Origin of the sequence: Kitasatospora sp. GAS204B (genome assembly GCF_029892155.1) — a bacterium.
Classification (GTDB): Bacteria; Actinomycetota; Actinomycetes; order Streptomycetales; family Streptomycetaceae; genus Kitasatospora.
Genome location: NZ_JARZAG010000006.1, coordinates 299,248 through 313,164, shown reverse-complemented (window position 1 = coordinate 313,164; position 13,917 = coordinate 299,248). Strand labels below are relative to the sequence as shown.

The window sequence follows — 13,917 nt, the reverse complement described above, 5'->3', positions numbered from 1 at the left end:
ATCCGTTACCGCTCCCAGATCGGTCTCACCTCGATCGTCCCGTACCGCGCCCCGGGGATCCTGGACGCGACCTCGATCGCTTCGTCGAGGTCCTTGCAGTCGGCGAGGTAGTAGCCGCCGACCTGCTCCTTGGTCTCGGCGAACGGACCGTCGGCCACCAGGACCTCGTCCTGCCGGACCCGTACGGTCGTGGCATCGGCGGTCGGTCGCAGCCGCTCGCCGCCCTGCAGCACGCCCCGGCGGCCCATCTCCTCGCCGAAGGCCGCGTATTCGGCCAGCATCGCCTTGCCCTCTTCGGGGCCGAGGGCACCGGTCGTGCTCTCATCGGTACAGATCATGAGCAGATAGCGCATCTGAACCTCCTCATTCCGTTCGTTCCTGTCCGCCCGCTTCGGTCGGACACCTCTACGACGAACGGGACGGGCCCGAATGGACCGATCGCCGGGAGCGATCACCGGATCACACGATCACCCGATCACCCGATCACCCGATCACCTGCCGCTGATCGCCTGGAGCCGGTCATCTCAGCCCATCGTCCGCCCGCCGCACTTGCTCGGCCATCGCTGTCCATCGGGCCCCAGGTCGTTCGTCTAACAGGTGACACGAGGAGGTGTCATCGACATGGCGAACGAGATCTCTCCGCGACGAGGCTGGACCCTGGTGCTCGCTTCACTCGGCGTGTTCATGACCGCACTGGACACCCTGGTCGTGACCACCGCCCTACCGGTCCTCAGAGTCTCGCTGCACGGCAGCCTCTCCGACCTCGAATGGACGGTCAACGCCTACAACCTCTGCTTCGCCTGCTCGCTGCTGACCGCCGCGGCGCTGGGCGACCGGTTCGGCCGACGGCGGATGTTCTGCGTCGGTCTGGCCGTCTTCACCGCCGCGTCGGCGGGCGCGGCGCTCGCCCCGACGGTGGGCGCGCTGATCGCCGCCCGCGCCGTACAGGGGGCAGGCGCGGCGATGGTGATGCCGCTGACGCTGACGCTGATCAGCGAGGCGTTCCCCAAGGAGAAGCGCGGCATGGCCATCGGGATGTGGGGCGGCATCGCCGGGCTGGCGGTGGCCGCGGGCCCGGTGGTCGGCGGCGCCGTGGTCCAGGGGATCAACTGGCACTGGATCTTCTGGCTGAACGTCCCGATCGGCCTGGCGCTGATACCGCTCTGCGCCTGGAAGCTGAACGAGAGCCACGGCCCGCGGCCTCGCCTGGACGTGCCGGGGCTGCTGCTGGCCGGCGCCGGATTCTTCGGGCTCACCTGGGGGCTGGTGCGGGCGAACAGCGCAGGCTGGGCCAGTGGCGAGGTGATCGGCTCGCTGCTCGCGGGGGCGGTGCTCGTCGGACTCTTCCTGCGCTGGGAGCGGCGCACCCTGACCCCGATGCTCTCGCTGGAGATGTTCCGACGGCCGCGTTTCAGCTCGGCCAACGGCGTGAGCTTCTTCCTGTACGCCGGACTGTTCGGCGCGGTCTTCCTGATGTCGCAGTTCTTCCAGTCGGCCCAGCACCTCAGCCCCCTGCAGGCCGGGCTGCGACTGCTGGCCTGGACGGCGGCGCCGGTCATCGTCTCCCCGATCGCCGGGCGGCTCGCCGACCGGTGGGGCAACCGGCCGTTCATGGTGGTCGGCCTGCTGCTCCAGGCCGTCGGCCTGGCCTGGGTCGCGGCCGTCGCCCAACCCCACATCGGCTTCGCCGAGTTGGGCGTGGCGCTGGCCGTCTCCGGAATCGGCACCTCGCTGGTCTTCCCGACGGTGGCCAATGAGGTCCTGTCGGCGGCGCCCCCCGATGAGGCCGGCATGGCCGCCGGCACCAACAGCGCGATGCGCGAACTCGGCGGTGTCTTCGGCGTGGCCGTCCTGGCCTCCGTCTTCTCCCGCCCCGGCGCCTACACCTCGGCCGCCGTCTTCGTCACCGGCTTCACCACTGCCCTCTGGGTCGGTGCGGCCTTCTCCGCCATCGGCGTCCTGGTCGGCCTCGCCCCCTCCCTCCGCCGCCGTCCCCACCCCGAACCCACCCGGCCCGAACCCGCCCTGCTGCACGCCCACGACTGACCACCCCTGCTCGCGGATCGCGACCCCGCCCGGTCGCGATCCGCCCGACCACGCCGCGGCGGATCACCCCCGCGCTGACGCAGAGTCAGTGGCCGGTGCTGGGTTTGGTACCGGTGATCAGGCGTTCACGGTCGAAGAGCTTCGCGACGACCAGGTAGGCGGCGAAGTCGATGACCAGCAGGAGGCCCCCGAAGGCGAGCGCGGTGGCGAGCGTCGGCTTGATCACGTTGAACGACATCAGCGCGATCACCGCGACCGGAGGCAGGCTCGCCAGCGTGCTCAGCTGCTGGGCGACGCGGGTGTCGTTGGCCTTGGTGGAGACGGCGATGCCGACCCAGACCGCCCAGCCGGCCAGCAGCGGGATGTAGAAGACCTCGGCGAGCAGTTGCGGCGAGTGAGAGATCGCCGTGGCGATCACCGGATTCGCGCCGATGCCCACGACCGCCAGGAAGACGCCGAGCACGAGGTAGGACAGGACGACCGCGGGGATGAGGTTCGCCACCGCCTTGCCGATCAGCAGTTCCTCGCGGCGGATGGGTGTGGTCAGCACCGGCTCCAGGGTTCCCTGCTCGCGCTCGCCGACCACCGAGTTCGCCGCGACGGTGGCTGGCAGCAGGAGCGGGATCAGCATCAGGAACATCAACGACAGGCCCACCTGGTGGTCCAGCTTCTGGCTGTCCGCGGCCGCCTTGCTCGCCAGGACGCTGGCGGTCGGCGAGATGAGGAAGAGGACCGGCAGGACCGCCATCGTGGCCAGGATGAAGCGGTTGCGCCGGAACTCGGTGAGCTCCTTGCGGACGACCGCGGCGATGTGGGTGGTGCTGGTGCTGCTGGTACTCATCGCGATCCGCCTTCCTGGTCCTCGACCAGTTCGAGATAGACGTCCTCCAGCGAGTGCCGCGATTCGCCGACCGACAGCACGTCGGTCCCGGCGGCCACCAGGGCGCGGACCACCTCGGGCGCCGCCTGTGCGGGATCGGACACCTGGAGCACGTAGCCGGCCGTGCCGTCGGCCGACCGGGCCTCGGCCCGCCAGCCCTCGACGGCGGGCAGGCCCGTGAAGACGCGGTCCGGGTCGGTGAGCGGTGCGGCCGTCGTGATGTCCAGCGACCTGTTGAAGAGCGTGTGGCGCAGTTCGTCGGGTCGGCCGATGGTCTGCAGGCTGGTGTTCATGATCGCGATCCGGTCGCACAGGCGCTCTGCCTCGTTGAGCCGGTGGGTGGTGAGGAAGACGGTGACGCCGCGCTGCCGCAGCGAGTCGATCAGACCGTGCACCTCGTGCGCCGCCACCGGGTCCAGGCCCGAGGTGGGCTCGTCCAGGAACATGACCTCGGGATCGTTCAGCAGCGTGCGCGCCAGCGCGACCCGCTGGCGCAGGCCCTTCGAGAGGCTCCCGCAGGCGTCCTGCGCGCGGTCGACGAGGTTGACGGCGTCCAGCGCCTCGTCGATCCGGGCCGCACGGCCGGCCAGACCGTGCAGGCGGGCGAAGAACTCCAGGTTCTCCCGTACCGTCAACCTCCGGTACAGACCGGGGGCCTCCGGCATGATCGAGATGCGTCGACGGATCTCGGCCTCGTTGCCCGCGGTCAGCGGGATGCCGGCCACGACCGCCGACCCGGAGGTCGGTGCGATCAGCGTGCCCAGGATCCGCACCGTCGTCGTCTTGCCCGCCCCGTTGGGGCCGAGGAACCCGAAGACCTCGCCGCGGGCGACGCTGAACGAGACGTCGTGCACGGCGGTCCGGCCACCGAAGGTCTTGGCCAGGTGGCTGACCTCGATCGCGGCGGCCCTGCCGTTGCCTGGAAGGTCGCCACCGTCGGGCGGTTGCGCTGCGGACGCCGGGCCTCTTCGCGTGAGTCTCATCTGACCGGTCCCTCGTGTCGGCTACGGGCGGCTGGTCGTCCTGGGCCGGCCGCCGGTGTCTATCATAGTGATATCACTTTGTCTGTGTCGACACCCGAGGGCACCTTGTGGCCGACTCGGCGGATCCGCAAGCGCGGCCCAGCACGGTGTGTCCCCGAGGTGCGCCCGACGAGAGCGGCTCTACAGTCGCCCTGACAGATCGTCACCAGGAGGGTCCATGCCGTACGTCGTCGACTTCGTGACCGTGTCCACCGTCGGCTTGGAATCGTCCCCGGTCGCGGACGCTCTCGCTGGACTTCGCGCCAACGAGGCGCGCTACTACAAGAACAAGTACGACCACGTCTTCACCGTCAGCCCGGCGAGCGAGGCACCCGAGACGCTCGACTGGGTGACCCGCATCCTCGCCCACGAGCGCGAGATCGTCGTCTCCGCCCGCCCGCTCGAGGTGACGTCCTTCGAGGTGGACGGGCTCCGGATGGCCTACGTGTTCTACGAGTCCGGGCTGTCGGTCAACGTGATGTACGGCATCGAAGAAGGCGCGAAGCGCGCAGTCGGGTTCAAGCTCTCGGAGGGCATGGACGTTCCCGAGGAGCTGGCTTCGCGTTTCAAGTTCGCGCGTCAGAAGTCAAAGCTGGCCGGGGTGATCCGCGGCTCCTACTTCGTGATCAAGGGCGAGTACTGAGCTCGGACGCACCGGTTGACGTCAACTCAGCAGGGCGGGACGCACGTCAGCCGGCCCAGTTGCGCTGGATGTCAATGACGTCCGGACGAGCCTCTGGTGACGGACGGTCAAAGCGCCTCGAAGCCTCGAAGCTAGTCTGGGCAGATGATCTCGGAACGAGAACCAGACCCGCGCACCGGGTCCATCAGCTCCGCAACCGCTCTGTCGGCACGCGGCGGCTGGTCACCGGCGGCCGAAGGCTCGGCCGCCCCCACGACGCTGCTGCTGCTACGGCACGGGGAGACCACACTGACTCCACAGAAGCGGTTCTCCGGAAGCGGCGGCACCGATCCCGAACTCTCCGAGGTGGGGCGCCGGCAGGCGGCACGCGCGGCCGAATCCACGCTCCTGGCCACGGCGGGGGTCGACGTCGTCGTCTGCTCCCCGCTGCGGCGCTGCCGGCAGACGGCGGCGGTCGTGGCCCGGGGGCTCGGCCTGGAGCTCGTGATCGACGACGGGCTGCGGGAGGCCGATTTCGGGCAGTGGGAGGGACTGACCTACGAGGAAGTACGCTCCCGGTTCCCCGAGGACCTTCAGGCCTGGCACGGCTCGGCGGACGTGGCCCCCACCGGCAGCGCGGAGAGCTTCGCCGAGGTGGCCGAACGCATCGCGCGAACCAGGGACGAGCTACTGTCCCGGTACCAGGGGAAGTTGGTCCTCGCCGTCACCCATGTCACGCCGATCAAGGCACTGATCCAGCTGGCGCTCAACGCTCCGGCGGAGGCGGTGCACGCGATGGAACTCTCCCCGGCCTCCTTCTCCAGCGTGCCGTACACCGGCACGACCTCGTCCATGCGCCTGTACAACGACGTGTCACATCTGCGCTGACCAGTCGGGGCGAGATGGATCTGTCGCTTGTCAGCATCGACTCCACGCGCTGCACGGCTGCGCGGCGAAGGGAGATGGCGGCGTCCGCAGGTCAGCTCTTCCCAGAATGCTCACCGAGGTGCAGGTCGCCCGGCGGATACGGCAGTTTGCGGGTTCCGGTGGCGCGGAGCCCGTCCAGGGCCAGTTCGAGGTAGCGGCGCCATGCCTGCGGCTGTGCGGCCAGCAAGGGCGCCGCCGTTTGATGGATGCCCGCGTGTAGCAGCACGATGTCCGTGCCCGTGACGTCACTGCGGACGGTTCCCTGCTGGACAGCAAGGGCGCCGTGGTGCAGGTCTCCTCGACATCAGGGCGCACCGCATCTGCCGGCGGCGGTGTCTACGCCGCAACCAAGTTCGGCATCACCGCCTTCTCGGAAGCCCTGCGGCAGGAAGTCACCGCGCAGGGCGTACGCGTCATCGTCATCGAACCCGGAATGGTCGCAACCGAGCTGGCCACCCACATCACCGACCCCGCCATGCAGGCCCTCGCCAGGAACTACGCCGACTCCATGCGAACCCTTCAGCCCCAGGACATCGCCGGCACCGTCCTGTACGCGCTCACCCAGCCGGAACACGTCGCCGTCAACGAGATCCTGATCCGACCGACCGACCAGACCCGCTGAAATCGGTGTGCGGGCCCACCGTTGGGCCCGCACACCACCGGCCGTGCTCACCGGAGTACTGCCGCTGGACGCCGGCCGAGAACGCCGCGAGCTCCCCACCACCAAGCGGCTCAGCCGCGGGTGAAGCGCAGCACCCCGGTCTCGGTGCCCTGGTAGAGAGTGCCGTCCGGTGCGGTGGTGCCGGTCATCTGCAGCGGGTTGTAGAGCAGGCCGATCCCGATCGGGACGGAGCTGAGCTGCGCCCCGGTGGCGGGGTCGAGCACGGCGTACGCGTAGCTCGCGAAGGTGTCGCTGCCGAGCAGGCCGGTCGGTCCGCTGACGGTCACCGTGTAGATCTTCCCGTCGGCGAGCGAAAGGCGCGGCAGGGCAGCGGACTTGACGCCGCTGTTCCACACCACGTGGCACCCGTCGGCGTCCAGGTCCACCCGGCTCAGCCCGCCGTCGAAGTTCGCCGAGGCGGGCACGCTGGCCGGTGCGCCGGCCGGGAGCGCGGGGTACGGGTAGCCGTAGGTGTTGGTGACGAAGACGCTGCGGCCGGAGGCGATCACCGCGTCCTCGGTCCCGCTGGCCGAGGTGGAGGTCAGCACCGGCGTGGTGCAGACCGGTGCCGGACCGCCCGCGACCCGGTAGACCAGCAGGTGCTCGTGCGGGGCCGCGTTGTCGGTGATGGTCACGTACTCGGTGCCGTCACCGGGTCCGAAGAAGCTCGGGGTCGCACCGGTGCCCCAGCTGAGCTGGCCGGGCTTGCGGCCCGGGCCGCGGTCGTAGGGCGCGCGCCAGTCGATCACCGGGGTGCCGTCCGGGGCCTCGGAGAGCAGGTAGAGCGCGTGGTCGGTGGCGACGGCGGTGTGCCCGGGCACGGTGGAGATGCTGTTGCCGACGCCCTCGCCGGTGCTGATGCTGCGCACCACACCGGTGCCGGTGTCGGCGGTGCCGATCACGCCGCCCGAGGTGGCGAACCACACCCGGCCGCCCCAACCCGGGCTGAGCCCAGCCACGTTGTCACCGGCCGGGATCGCACCGGCCAACGGCGTCGACTGATCAACCGTCAGAGACCAACCACCAGCTCCCTGATGGTGGCCGATCCGCAGCAGGTTGTCGTTGCCGTCCACCACCACCAGGGAGTTGGCGCTGTCGAGGTAGGCGTAGACGCCGCCGAAGAGGCTGCCTTTGGGCAGCGCGAGCGAGGCCAGGTCGGCGCCGGTATGCGGGTCCAGCAGGTGCACCGTCGGGGTCTGGCCGAAGATCGTGGTGCAGAGCGCGACGGGCAGGCCGTCGCCACCGATCACCACCGTCGGGCAGGCGGAAGCGAGCGCCGTCCGGCTCCACCGCACCGGACCGGTGCCCGGGCCCGGGTAGGGCGTGGTGTCGCTGGAGGCGCTGTCACCGTGCATGGTCGCGGTGCCGTTGGGCGCGGCGGCCGGGTTCTGCGGCGGCAGGGGCCCGAACGCCGGGGTTGCGGCGAAGGCGGTGGCGGCCGTGGTCCACAGCACGGTGGCGAGGGTGAGCGCGGCGGCGATGCGCGGGGCGCGCAGACGCATGGCGGGGTCCTGTTCCAGGGTCGGTGAAGGACGGCGGCCGGGCGCACGGGCCGCCCGGGGAGAAGAACGAGGGCGGCGCTCAAGGCTCCTGAACCGGAGCCGAAGATGGTGAAACAGAGCGGCCGCGTCAGCTGACGCGGCGACAGCCGGTCGTGGTGGCACGCCCGTGATCGACATGGCGGCGGCTCACGAGCGGGGTCATACGGGCCACTGTAGCGAGTGGGGGCGCTTGGTGTCAGCTCCTGACACCAACCGCGGCGTCCTTCTGCGGCCGGGCTGGCCGGATCAGGCACTGCCGGGTTCGGCCAGTTCTGCCGGTGGCAGCCGCGTGCGCACTCGAGCGACAGTTGGGTTGTCAGCGAATCGATCGCTGAGTCACGCACGGGGCTCCGAGTTCAATCCCTGCTGTTCGCCCACAGCCCGTCAATCCAGGGGGATGTCATGAGCACGCCTATTCGCTTCACCCGGATCGTCAGCCTTGCCGCGCTCGCGTTGGCCGCAGCCCTGTTCGCGGTCGGTCCGGTCAGCGGGTACCACGCGGTGGCCGCCGCTGCCGAGCCGGCGGCGGCCTGCCCGGCAAGCCTGATGTGGGACGCCGCCACCGCCACCTGCAACTAGTCGACACCGGAAGAGACCGGAAGAGAAAGGACGAGAACCGATGCACGACACCGAGACCGCGTCCGCGCGGATCCGCGCGACCGTCCGCGTTCCGATGCACCTCAACTCCGGTGCCAGCGTGGAGGCCAAGCTCCACACCTTCCGCGGACTCAGCGATCAGCACGAGCACATCGCCCTCAGCCTCGGCGACCACGACGCCGCACCGGAGCACGTCCCGCTGGTGCGCATCCACTCCGAGTGCCTCACCGGCGACGTGCTGGGGTCCGCCCGGTGCGACTGCGGCCCGCAGTTGCAGGAGGCCGTGCGACGGATCTCCGACGAGGGCGGCTGCCTGCTCTACCTGCGCCAGGAAGGGCGGGGAATCGGGCTCTACAACAAGGTCGACGCCTATGTGCTGCAGGACCGTGGCTTCGACACCTACGCCGCGAACCAGGAGCTCAACCTGGAGCCGGATTCGCGGGACTACCGCGTCGCCGCCGAAATGCTCGCGCTGCTGGGCATCTCGGCGATCCGCCTGCTGACCAACAACCCGCAGAAGGCCGCCCAGCTGGCCGAGTACGGGATCGAGGTGGTCAGCGTCGTGCCGACCGGGGTCTTCATGACCGAGGACAACCGCTACTACCTCGAGACCAAGGCGCGCGTGACCAGGCACACGCTGGCCCTCAGCGGACGCCCGTCCTGAATCGAGAACCGTCATGTCGACGCCATTGTGGGGAGTAATGGTATGAAGGCCCTGGTATTCATGGGCAGTTCGCGTGAGCACTCCCATACGGCAGCGCTCGCACGGGCGATCGCGGACGCGCTCGAGTCGGCCGGCGTCGAGCCCGAGATCGTCAACACCGGGCAGCTGGGTGCCCTGCCGTTCGGGCGCACCGCCACGCAGGTCGCGCGGGAGCTAAGGGAGTTGCGGGAGCGGGTCGCGGCGGCGCAGGCCGTCGTCCTCGTCTCGCCCGTCTACCACGGCGGCTATTCGGCGCTGCTGAAGGCCGTGTTGGACGAACTCTCGGGCGACGCGTTCGCCGACAAGCCCGTCGCGGTCGCGGCCAACGGGAGCGGTCCGCGCACCGGCAACGTCGTGTGCGAGCAGCTGCGGACGGTCGCCAAGGCGATGGGCGCCTGGCTGGTGCCGACCCAGGCGGCCAGTTGCCCGGACGACTTCCTGTCGGGCGACGGCCTGCCGACCCAGGGATCGGCGGAGCTGCAGGACCGCTGCCAGGCGATGGCCGCCGAACTGCACCGGCTCGCGGCACTGTTCCGCGCTCCGGCGGGGGTGTAGCCGATGCACACACAGGCCGAGAACGACGCCATGCTGCGCGCGGTCGAGCTGGCCACGAGCCGCTTGGGACGCACCGGCGCCAATCCCACCGTCGGCTGCGTTCTGCTCGACCGCGCTCAGCGGGTCGTGGGCGAGGGGTGTCACCAGCGGGCCGGCGAACCGCACGCCGAGATCGTGGCCCTGGCCGCGGCCGGCGGGCGCGCCGCGGGCGGCACCGCCGTGGTCACGCTGGAGCCGTGCAACCACACCGGCCGGACCGGTCCGTGCACCGAAGCGCTGCGCGCGGCGGGCATCGCCCGCGTGGTCTACGCCGTCGCCGACCCCTGGCTGCCGGCTGCCGGCGGGGCGGCCGCTCTGGCCGCGGCGGGGATCGAGGTCGTCGGCGGGGTGCTGGCGAGCGAGGCGGGGTGGGCCAACCGGTTCTGGCTCAAGAACGTCACCCGGGCGCGGCCGTGGGTCACCTGGAAGTTCGGCGCCACGCTGGACGGCCGGATCGCGGCGCCCGACGGCACCTCGCGCTGGATCACCTCCGCGCAGGCCCGAGCCGACGCGCACCGGCTGCGGTCGACGCATGACGCGGTCCTGGTCGGTGCCGGCACCGTCCGCGCCGACGACCCGCACCTCGGCGTGCGGCACGGCATCGGCGGACGGCCACCGATCAGGGTCGTCATGGCGTCCGGGTCGGCCGGCCTCCCGTTCGCGGCCCGGGTCTTCGACGGAACCGCGCGCACCGTGCTCGCCGTTCCCGACACGTACCCGGACATCGAGGCCCCGCCGAACGTCGAGCTGCTGGCCGTCAAAGCGTCCGACGGTCGCCTGGCTCCGGACGCGCTGCTCGCCGGCCTCCTCGACCTCGGGATCCGCTCGGTCCTGCTCGAAGGCGGACCGGTGGCGGCATCGGGGTTCCTGACCGCCGGGTGCGTGGACGAGATCGTCGGATACATCGCGCCCGCCCTGCTGGGTGCGGGCCCCGGCGCCGTGGCGGACGTCGGCGTCACCACCATCTCCGAGGCGCTCCGCTGGGAGTTCCGGGACTGCGTCCGGGTCGGCCCGGACCTGCGGATCTCGGCCGCACCGGCTGGGGCGGGCGGGGCGGGCGGGGCGGCCTTTGCGGGCGCCGACCGTGGCCCGGCCGCGGACCGAGGGCGGTGGTTGCCGTGAGGACGGGCATCCTGCTGCCGCTCTACGACGCGCCGTGGCAGCACGACCTCGGCCGGTTGCACGAGATCGCGCGGCTCGGCTTCACCGGCGTGTGGACCAGGGACGTGACGCTGACCGAGAACGACGGTGTCGACCGCGCCGTCGCCGGCGACCCGGTGGCGGACCTCGCCCACGCCATGGGCACGGGCCTGCCGTTCGAGGAGTTCGGCACGGCCATCCTGTGCACCGGGTACCGGCACCCGCTGAGCATGGCCCGATCCGTCGTCATGCTGCAGCAACTGTCGGGCAATCGGCTGGTGCTCGGCATCGGCGCGGGATCCAGGACCAACGTCAACGCCCTGTACGGCCTGGACCCCGACACCCGCCGGGAGAACCTCCTGGAGACCGTGCGAACCCTGGACGATGTGCTGCGCCGTGGCGGCCGGCTCCTGCCGGACACCGTCCGGTTCGAGACACCGCCCACCTTCCAGGCCCCGCCGATCCTGCTGGCGAGCGGGGACCAGCGCGTCCTTTCCGCCCTGGGGCCGCTGCTGGACGGCCTGATGGTGGGCGGCGTCGAACCGGACCGGTTGACCGGGGTCGTCCCGGCCGGCCGGCCCGGCGCACCCGAACTGCCGAGGACGATGCAGCTCAGCGTGGCGATCGACACCGCTGACCGGAGCAGGCCGCTCGGGGTGCGCGACCTCGGCCGGATCTCGGTCGTCGAGGTCGGCGCGCTCCTGGTGGGACCGCTGCTCGAGCGGTACGCCACCGCCGGGCTCGACCGGGTGGTGTTCCACCTGCCGTTCGACGACACGACCGGCCGTCAGCTCGCCTGCCTGGCGGGTCATCTCCGCAGCCTCGCCGTGCCGGTCCCCGCCGGCGCGAGCCCGGGACGGGACGCCTCATGAAGCCTGCCCTCGGCACCGCCACCGGGACCGGGTCGACCCACCACCTCGTCATGCGGGAGGGCGCCGAGCCCGGGCCAGGGTTCACGGAGGAAGTCCGGCGGGCGGTCGCTCAGCGCCCTGATGCGGCGCTCGCCTTCCAGGTCGACTGGAACTCGTGGAACGGCAGCGCCGTGCGGCTGGCGGCGCTTCGCGGGTGCGCGTGGGCGGCGGCTCTGCCACAGGCGCAACTGCCGGCCCTCGCCTTCGCGTTGCCCGCGCGCCAGGCGTCCGCGTTCGCCGAGTACGCCGCACGCCACCCGGCCGCCGGGAGGCCGGACGCTGGGAGGCCGGACGCCGGGACATCAGCCACCGGGACATCAGCCGCCGGGACATCGGCCGCCGGGACGCCGGTCGGCAGCCTGGTCGCGGCGTTCGCGCGGGAGCGTGGGCTCGACGTCCTGATCCGCGTGCACAGCGCCGTGGAGGATCGCGGTCGGCTGCGGGACGAGGTCAGCCCGCTGCCCACGATCCTTCCGCGGCTGCTGCTCGGCCGAGCCCGCATCGCGCTGTGGGATGCCAGTGCTGCGGTGTGGCGCCAGGCTTCGTGGACAGACCACCTGGTGCGGATCGGCCGGAGCTGGCCGGGAGCGGCGCCGGCGGCGGTGTTCGTCGCCATCACGGACCGTCCCTCGCCCCCGGAGCGGGAGGAGGTGCTGCCACTGGCCGAAGTCGTCGGGTACGGCGTGGCCATCGGGGCGCTGCTGGAGCGGGCGCCGTGCGAGCACACGGCGCGGGCCGTCCGCGGCTACCTGTCCACCGCCGTGCTCGGCGCCATCGGTCCGACGGCGTACCGGCGCTGGCTCGACCAGTGGACGGACGAGCTGACCGACGTGCTGTGGCGAGCGGTGGGCCTCGGCGCGCGGCTGCGGTCCAACCACGGTGTGACGCGCTGGCGGGTCGAGGAGCTGCGACGGTTGCCCGAAGCGACGGCCGCCTGGAGCGCGCCGCCGGGCCCGCTGGAGTGGACGCCGTGAGCCGCTCCTGGCAGGCCCTGCCCGACACCCGCGGACATCGGCTGATCCTGCTGGCCGCGGCCGTCGACGCGTTCGGCATCGGGGTCTTCTATCCGCTGTCGTTCCTCTATTTGCTACAGCACACCGCACTGACCTCCGCGAGTGTCGGTCTGGCCCTGTCCCTGGGCACCATCCTGGCACTGCCCTTCGGTCCGCTGCTGGGTGGCCCGGTCGACCGGTTCGGCCCGATCAGGCCACTGGCACTGAGCAACCTGATCGCCGCGACCGGGTACGTACTGTTCCTGTCCGCGCACTCGTTCCCGCTGATCGTCGGCACCGGATTCCTGGTGATGCTCGCCGACCGGCTCTACTGGGCGAGTTGGCCGGTCTACGTGGCCGGCGTCGCCCGTGGCAGCGAGCTGGACGACTGGTACGCGCTCGTCAGCGTGCTGAAGAACGGCGTCGTCGGGCTCGGGGCGCTGGTCTCCTCCGTGGCGCTGGCCATCAGCGCGCGCAGCGGCGAGGCGCTGCTCCTCATCGACGCGGCGACGTCCGTGGTCGCCGCCGCTCTGGTCATGTCCCAGCACCGGGTCGCCCGCTCCCCCGCCGGCCCTGCCCGCGCCGCTGCTGCCGGCGGGCAGCTGCCGGGCTCGCCGCGCGGGCGAGTGCTGCGGGACCGGGGCTTCGTCCTGTTCTGCCTGGCGTTCACCGCGATCTCGTTCGGCTGGACGCTCCCCACCATCGTCCTGCCCGCGTTCCTGGTCCAGGCCGCGGGCCTGCCGCACTGGCTGCTCAGCACCTCCTTCGGCGCCAACTGCGTCCTGGTGTTCACCTGCCAGAGCGCGATCACCAGGGCCCTGTCCGGAGTGCGGCGCACCCGGCTCATGGTGGTCGGGGCGGGCCTGTTCGCCGTCTCGGTGACGCTGCTGGTGGCGGCCGCGCAGGTTTCGCGAACCGGCGGGATCGTGCTGGCGTCGGCGTCGGTGCTGTCGGTGACCGCCGCGGAGCTGGTCTGCGGGCCGGCGGTGAACGCGGTGGTGGCGGCGAGCGCGCCGCCCGGGTCCATCGGCCGCTACAACGCGTTGTTCCAGCTCACCTGGACCACCTCCACCGCGGTGGCGCCGGCGCTGTTCGGGGCGCTGTGCCTGGCGGGCGGGCCCGCCCTGTGGGCGGTGGTGGCCGCGCTGATGCTGCTGGGCGCCGCCGCCGCGCTCCGCAGTGAACGCCTGCTGTCGCCCGCGGCTGTTGTCGGCAGGGCGCAGCCGGCGAACCAACCACTGTCCGACACCGCAGCACTGACGCAGAGTCAGTGAGGATGGG

General features: G+C 71.5%; 15 protein-coding genes and 1 pseudogene. 11 read left to right on the top strand and 5 right to left on the bottom strand.

The window, feature by feature from the left end:
* Positions 1 to 5: 5 nt before the first annotated feature.
* The gene (locus P3T41_RS11195; RefSeq protein ID WP_280689523.1) at positions 6 to 353 is read right to left on the bottom strand and encodes a YciI family protein; all 348 of its coding nucleotides are present in this window, start codon (positions 351 to 353) and stop codon (positions 6 to 8) included.
* 268 nt (positions 354 to 621) lie between these two features.
* Here P3T41_RS11195 and P3T41_RS11190 point away from each other — a divergent pair, with 268 nt between their 5' ends.
* Complete coding sequence (locus P3T41_RS11190; protein WP_280689522.1) at positions 622 to 2,046, top strand: MFS transporter; 1,425 nt, start codon at positions 622 to 624, stop codon at positions 2,044 to 2,046.
* A gap of 85 nt (positions 2,047 to 2,131) precedes the next feature.
* Here the strand turns inward: P3T41_RS11190 and P3T41_RS11185 are convergent, their stop codons facing one another.
* Entirely contained in the window at positions 2,132 to 2,887 is a 756-nt protein-coding gene (locus P3T41_RS11185) for an ABC transporter permease subunit (protein WP_280689521.1), read from the bottom strand.
* Positions 2,884 to 3,909 carry an ABC transporter ATP-binding protein gene (locus P3T41_RS11180; protein WP_280689520.1) on the bottom strand — a complete coding sequence of 342 codons (1,026 nt, stop codon included), beginning with the start codon at positions 3,907 to 3,909 and terminating at the stop codon, positions 2,884 to 2,886. Before P3T41_RS11180 ends, P3T41_RS11185 begins: the two co-directional genes overlap by 4 nt.
* Before the next feature lie 217 nt (positions 3,910 to 4,126).
* Between P3T41_RS11180 and P3T41_RS11175 the strand changes: the two genes are divergently transcribed.
* Together P3T41_RS11175 and P3T41_RS11170 are read left to right on the top strand one after the other, a co-directional pair.
* The gene (locus tag P3T41_RS11175; RefSeq protein ID WP_280689519.1) at positions 4,127 to 4,591 is read left to right on the top strand and encodes a hypothetical protein; all 465 of its coding nucleotides are present in this window, start codon (positions 4,127 to 4,129) and stop codon (positions 4,589 to 4,591) included.
* A 246-nt stretch (positions 4,592 to 4,837) separates the two neighbouring features.
* Positions 4,838 to 5,458, top strand: a pseudogene (locus tag P3T41_RS11170) (histidine phosphatase family protein); the annotation flags it as partial.
* Positions 5,459 to 5,549: 91 nt separating this feature from the next.
* On the opposite strand, the gene P3T41_RS36915 reads toward P3T41_RS11170, so the two are convergent.
* On the bottom strand, positions 5,550 to 5,789 hold the full coding sequence (locus P3T41_RS36915) for a hypothetical protein (protein WP_348533645.1): 240 nt from the start codon (positions 5,787 to 5,789) through the stop codon (positions 5,550 to 5,552).
* Between P3T41_RS36915 and P3T41_RS11160 the strand changes: the two genes are divergently transcribed.
* On the top strand, positions 5,760 to 6,119 hold the full coding sequence (locus tag P3T41_RS11160) for an SDR family NAD(P)-dependent oxidoreductase (RefSeq protein ID WP_348533644.1): 360 nt from the start codon (positions 5,760 to 5,762) through the stop codon (positions 6,117 to 6,119). The two genes, P3T41_RS36915 and P3T41_RS11160, sit on opposite strands and share 30 nt — an antisense overlap.
* A 110-nt stretch (positions 6,120 to 6,229) precedes the next feature.
* Here the strand turns inward: P3T41_RS11160 and P3T41_RS11155 are convergent, their stop codons facing one another.
* Entirely contained in the window at positions 6,230 to 7,660 is a 1,431-nt protein-coding gene (locus P3T41_RS11155) for a hypothetical protein (RefSeq protein ID WP_280689517.1), read from the bottom strand.
* A 441-nt stretch (positions 7,661 to 8,101) separates the two neighbouring features.
* Between P3T41_RS11155 and P3T41_RS11150 the strand changes: the two genes are divergently transcribed.
* The 7 genes from P3T41_RS11150 to P3T41_RS11120 are packed head-to-tail and all read left to right on the top strand — an operon-like array spanning position 8,102 to position 13,910.
* Positions 8,102 to 8,278 (top strand): hypothetical protein, encoded by a 177-nt coding sequence (locus tag P3T41_RS11150; RefSeq protein ID WP_280689516.1) that lies wholly within the window; start codon positions 8,102 to 8,104, stop codon positions 8,276 to 8,278.
* Between the two features lie 40 nt (positions 8,279 to 8,318).
* Positions 8,319 to 8,960, top strand: a complete 642-nt coding sequence (ribA, locus tag P3T41_RS11145) for a GTP cyclohydrolase II (RefSeq protein ID WP_280689515.1) — start codon at positions 8,319 to 8,321, stop codon at positions 8,958 to 8,960.
* 42 nt (positions 8,961 to 9,002) lie between these two features.
* Positions 9,003 to 9,554 carry an NADPH-dependent FMN reductase gene (locus P3T41_RS11140; RefSeq protein WP_280689514.1) on the top strand — a complete coding sequence of 184 codons (552 nt, stop codon included), beginning with the start codon at positions 9,003 to 9,005 and terminating at the stop codon, positions 9,552 to 9,554.
* 3 nt (positions 9,555 to 9,557) lie between these two features.
* Complete coding sequence (ribD, locus tag P3T41_RS11135) at positions 9,558 to 10,715, top strand: bifunctional diaminohydroxyphosphoribosylaminopyrimidine deaminase/5-amino-6-(5-phosphoribosylamino)uracil reductase RibD (protein WP_280689513.1); 1,158 nt, start codon at positions 9,558 to 9,560, stop codon at positions 10,713 to 10,715.
* Positions 10,712 to 11,605, top strand: coding sequence for an LLM class flavin-dependent oxidoreductase (locus P3T41_RS11130; protein WP_280689512.1), 894 nt, complete (start codon positions 10,712 to 10,714; stop codon positions 11,603 to 11,605). The genes ribD and P3T41_RS11130 overlap by 4 nt, the downstream gene beginning before the upstream one ends.
* Positions 11,602 to 12,618 (top strand): hypothetical protein, encoded by a 1,017-nt coding sequence (locus P3T41_RS11125; RefSeq protein ID WP_280689511.1) that lies wholly within the window; start codon positions 11,602 to 11,604, stop codon positions 12,616 to 12,618. The genes P3T41_RS11130 and P3T41_RS11125 overlap by 4 nt, the downstream gene beginning before the upstream one ends.
* On the top strand, positions 12,615 to 13,910 hold the full coding sequence (locus P3T41_RS11120; RefSeq protein WP_280689510.1) for an MFS transporter: 1,296 nt from the start codon (positions 12,615 to 12,617) through the stop codon (positions 13,908 to 13,910). Before P3T41_RS11125 ends, P3T41_RS11120 begins: the two co-directional genes overlap by 4 nt.
* Positions 13,911 to 13,917 lie beyond the last annotated feature (7 nt).

What these genes read in the sequence shown, in the direction of transcription:
- P3T41_RS11195 (WP_280689523.1), bottom strand. Translation starts at nt 353, where the DNA reads ATGCGCTATCTGCTCATGATCTGTACCGATGAGAGCACGACCGGTGCC.
- P3T41_RS11190 (WP_280689522.1), top strand. Translation starts at nt 622, where the DNA reads ATGGCGAACGAGATCTCTCCGCGACGAGGCTGGACCCTGGTGCTCGCT.
- P3T41_RS11185 (WP_280689521.1), bottom strand. Translation starts at nt 2,887, where the DNA reads ATGAGTACCAGCAGCACCAGCACCACCCACATCGCCGCGGTCGTCCGC.
- P3T41_RS11180 (WP_280689520.1), bottom strand. Translation starts at nt 3,909, where the DNA reads ATGAGACTCACGCGAAGAGGCCCGGCGTCCGCAGCGCAACCGCCCGAC.
- P3T41_RS11175 (WP_280689519.1), top strand. Translation starts at nt 4,127, where the DNA reads ATGCCGTACGTCGTCGACTTCGTGACCGTGTCCACCGTCGGCTTGGAA.
- P3T41_RS11155 (WP_280689517.1), bottom strand. Translation starts at nt 7,660, where the DNA reads ATGCGTCTGCGCGCCCCGCGCATCGCCGCCGCGCTCACCCTCGCCACC.
- P3T41_RS11150 (WP_280689516.1), top strand. Translation starts at nt 8,102, where the DNA reads ATGAGCACGCCTATTCGCTTCACCCGGATCGTCAGCCTTGCCGCGCTC.
- ribA (WP_280689515.1), top strand. Translation starts at nt 8,319, where the DNA reads ATGCACGACACCGAGACCGCGTCCGCGCGGATCCGCGCGACCGTCCGC.
- P3T41_RS11140 (WP_280689514.1), top strand. Translation starts at nt 9,003, where the DNA reads ATGAAGGCCCTGGTATTCATGGGCAGTTCGCGTGAGCACTCCCATACG.
- ribD (WP_280689513.1), top strand. Translation starts at nt 9,558, where the DNA reads ATGCACACACAGGCCGAGAACGACGCCATGCTGCGCGCGGTCGAGCTG.
- P3T41_RS11125 (WP_280689511.1), top strand. Translation starts at nt 11,602, where the DNA reads ATGAAGCCTGCCCTCGGCACCGCCACCGGGACCGGGTCGACCCACCAC.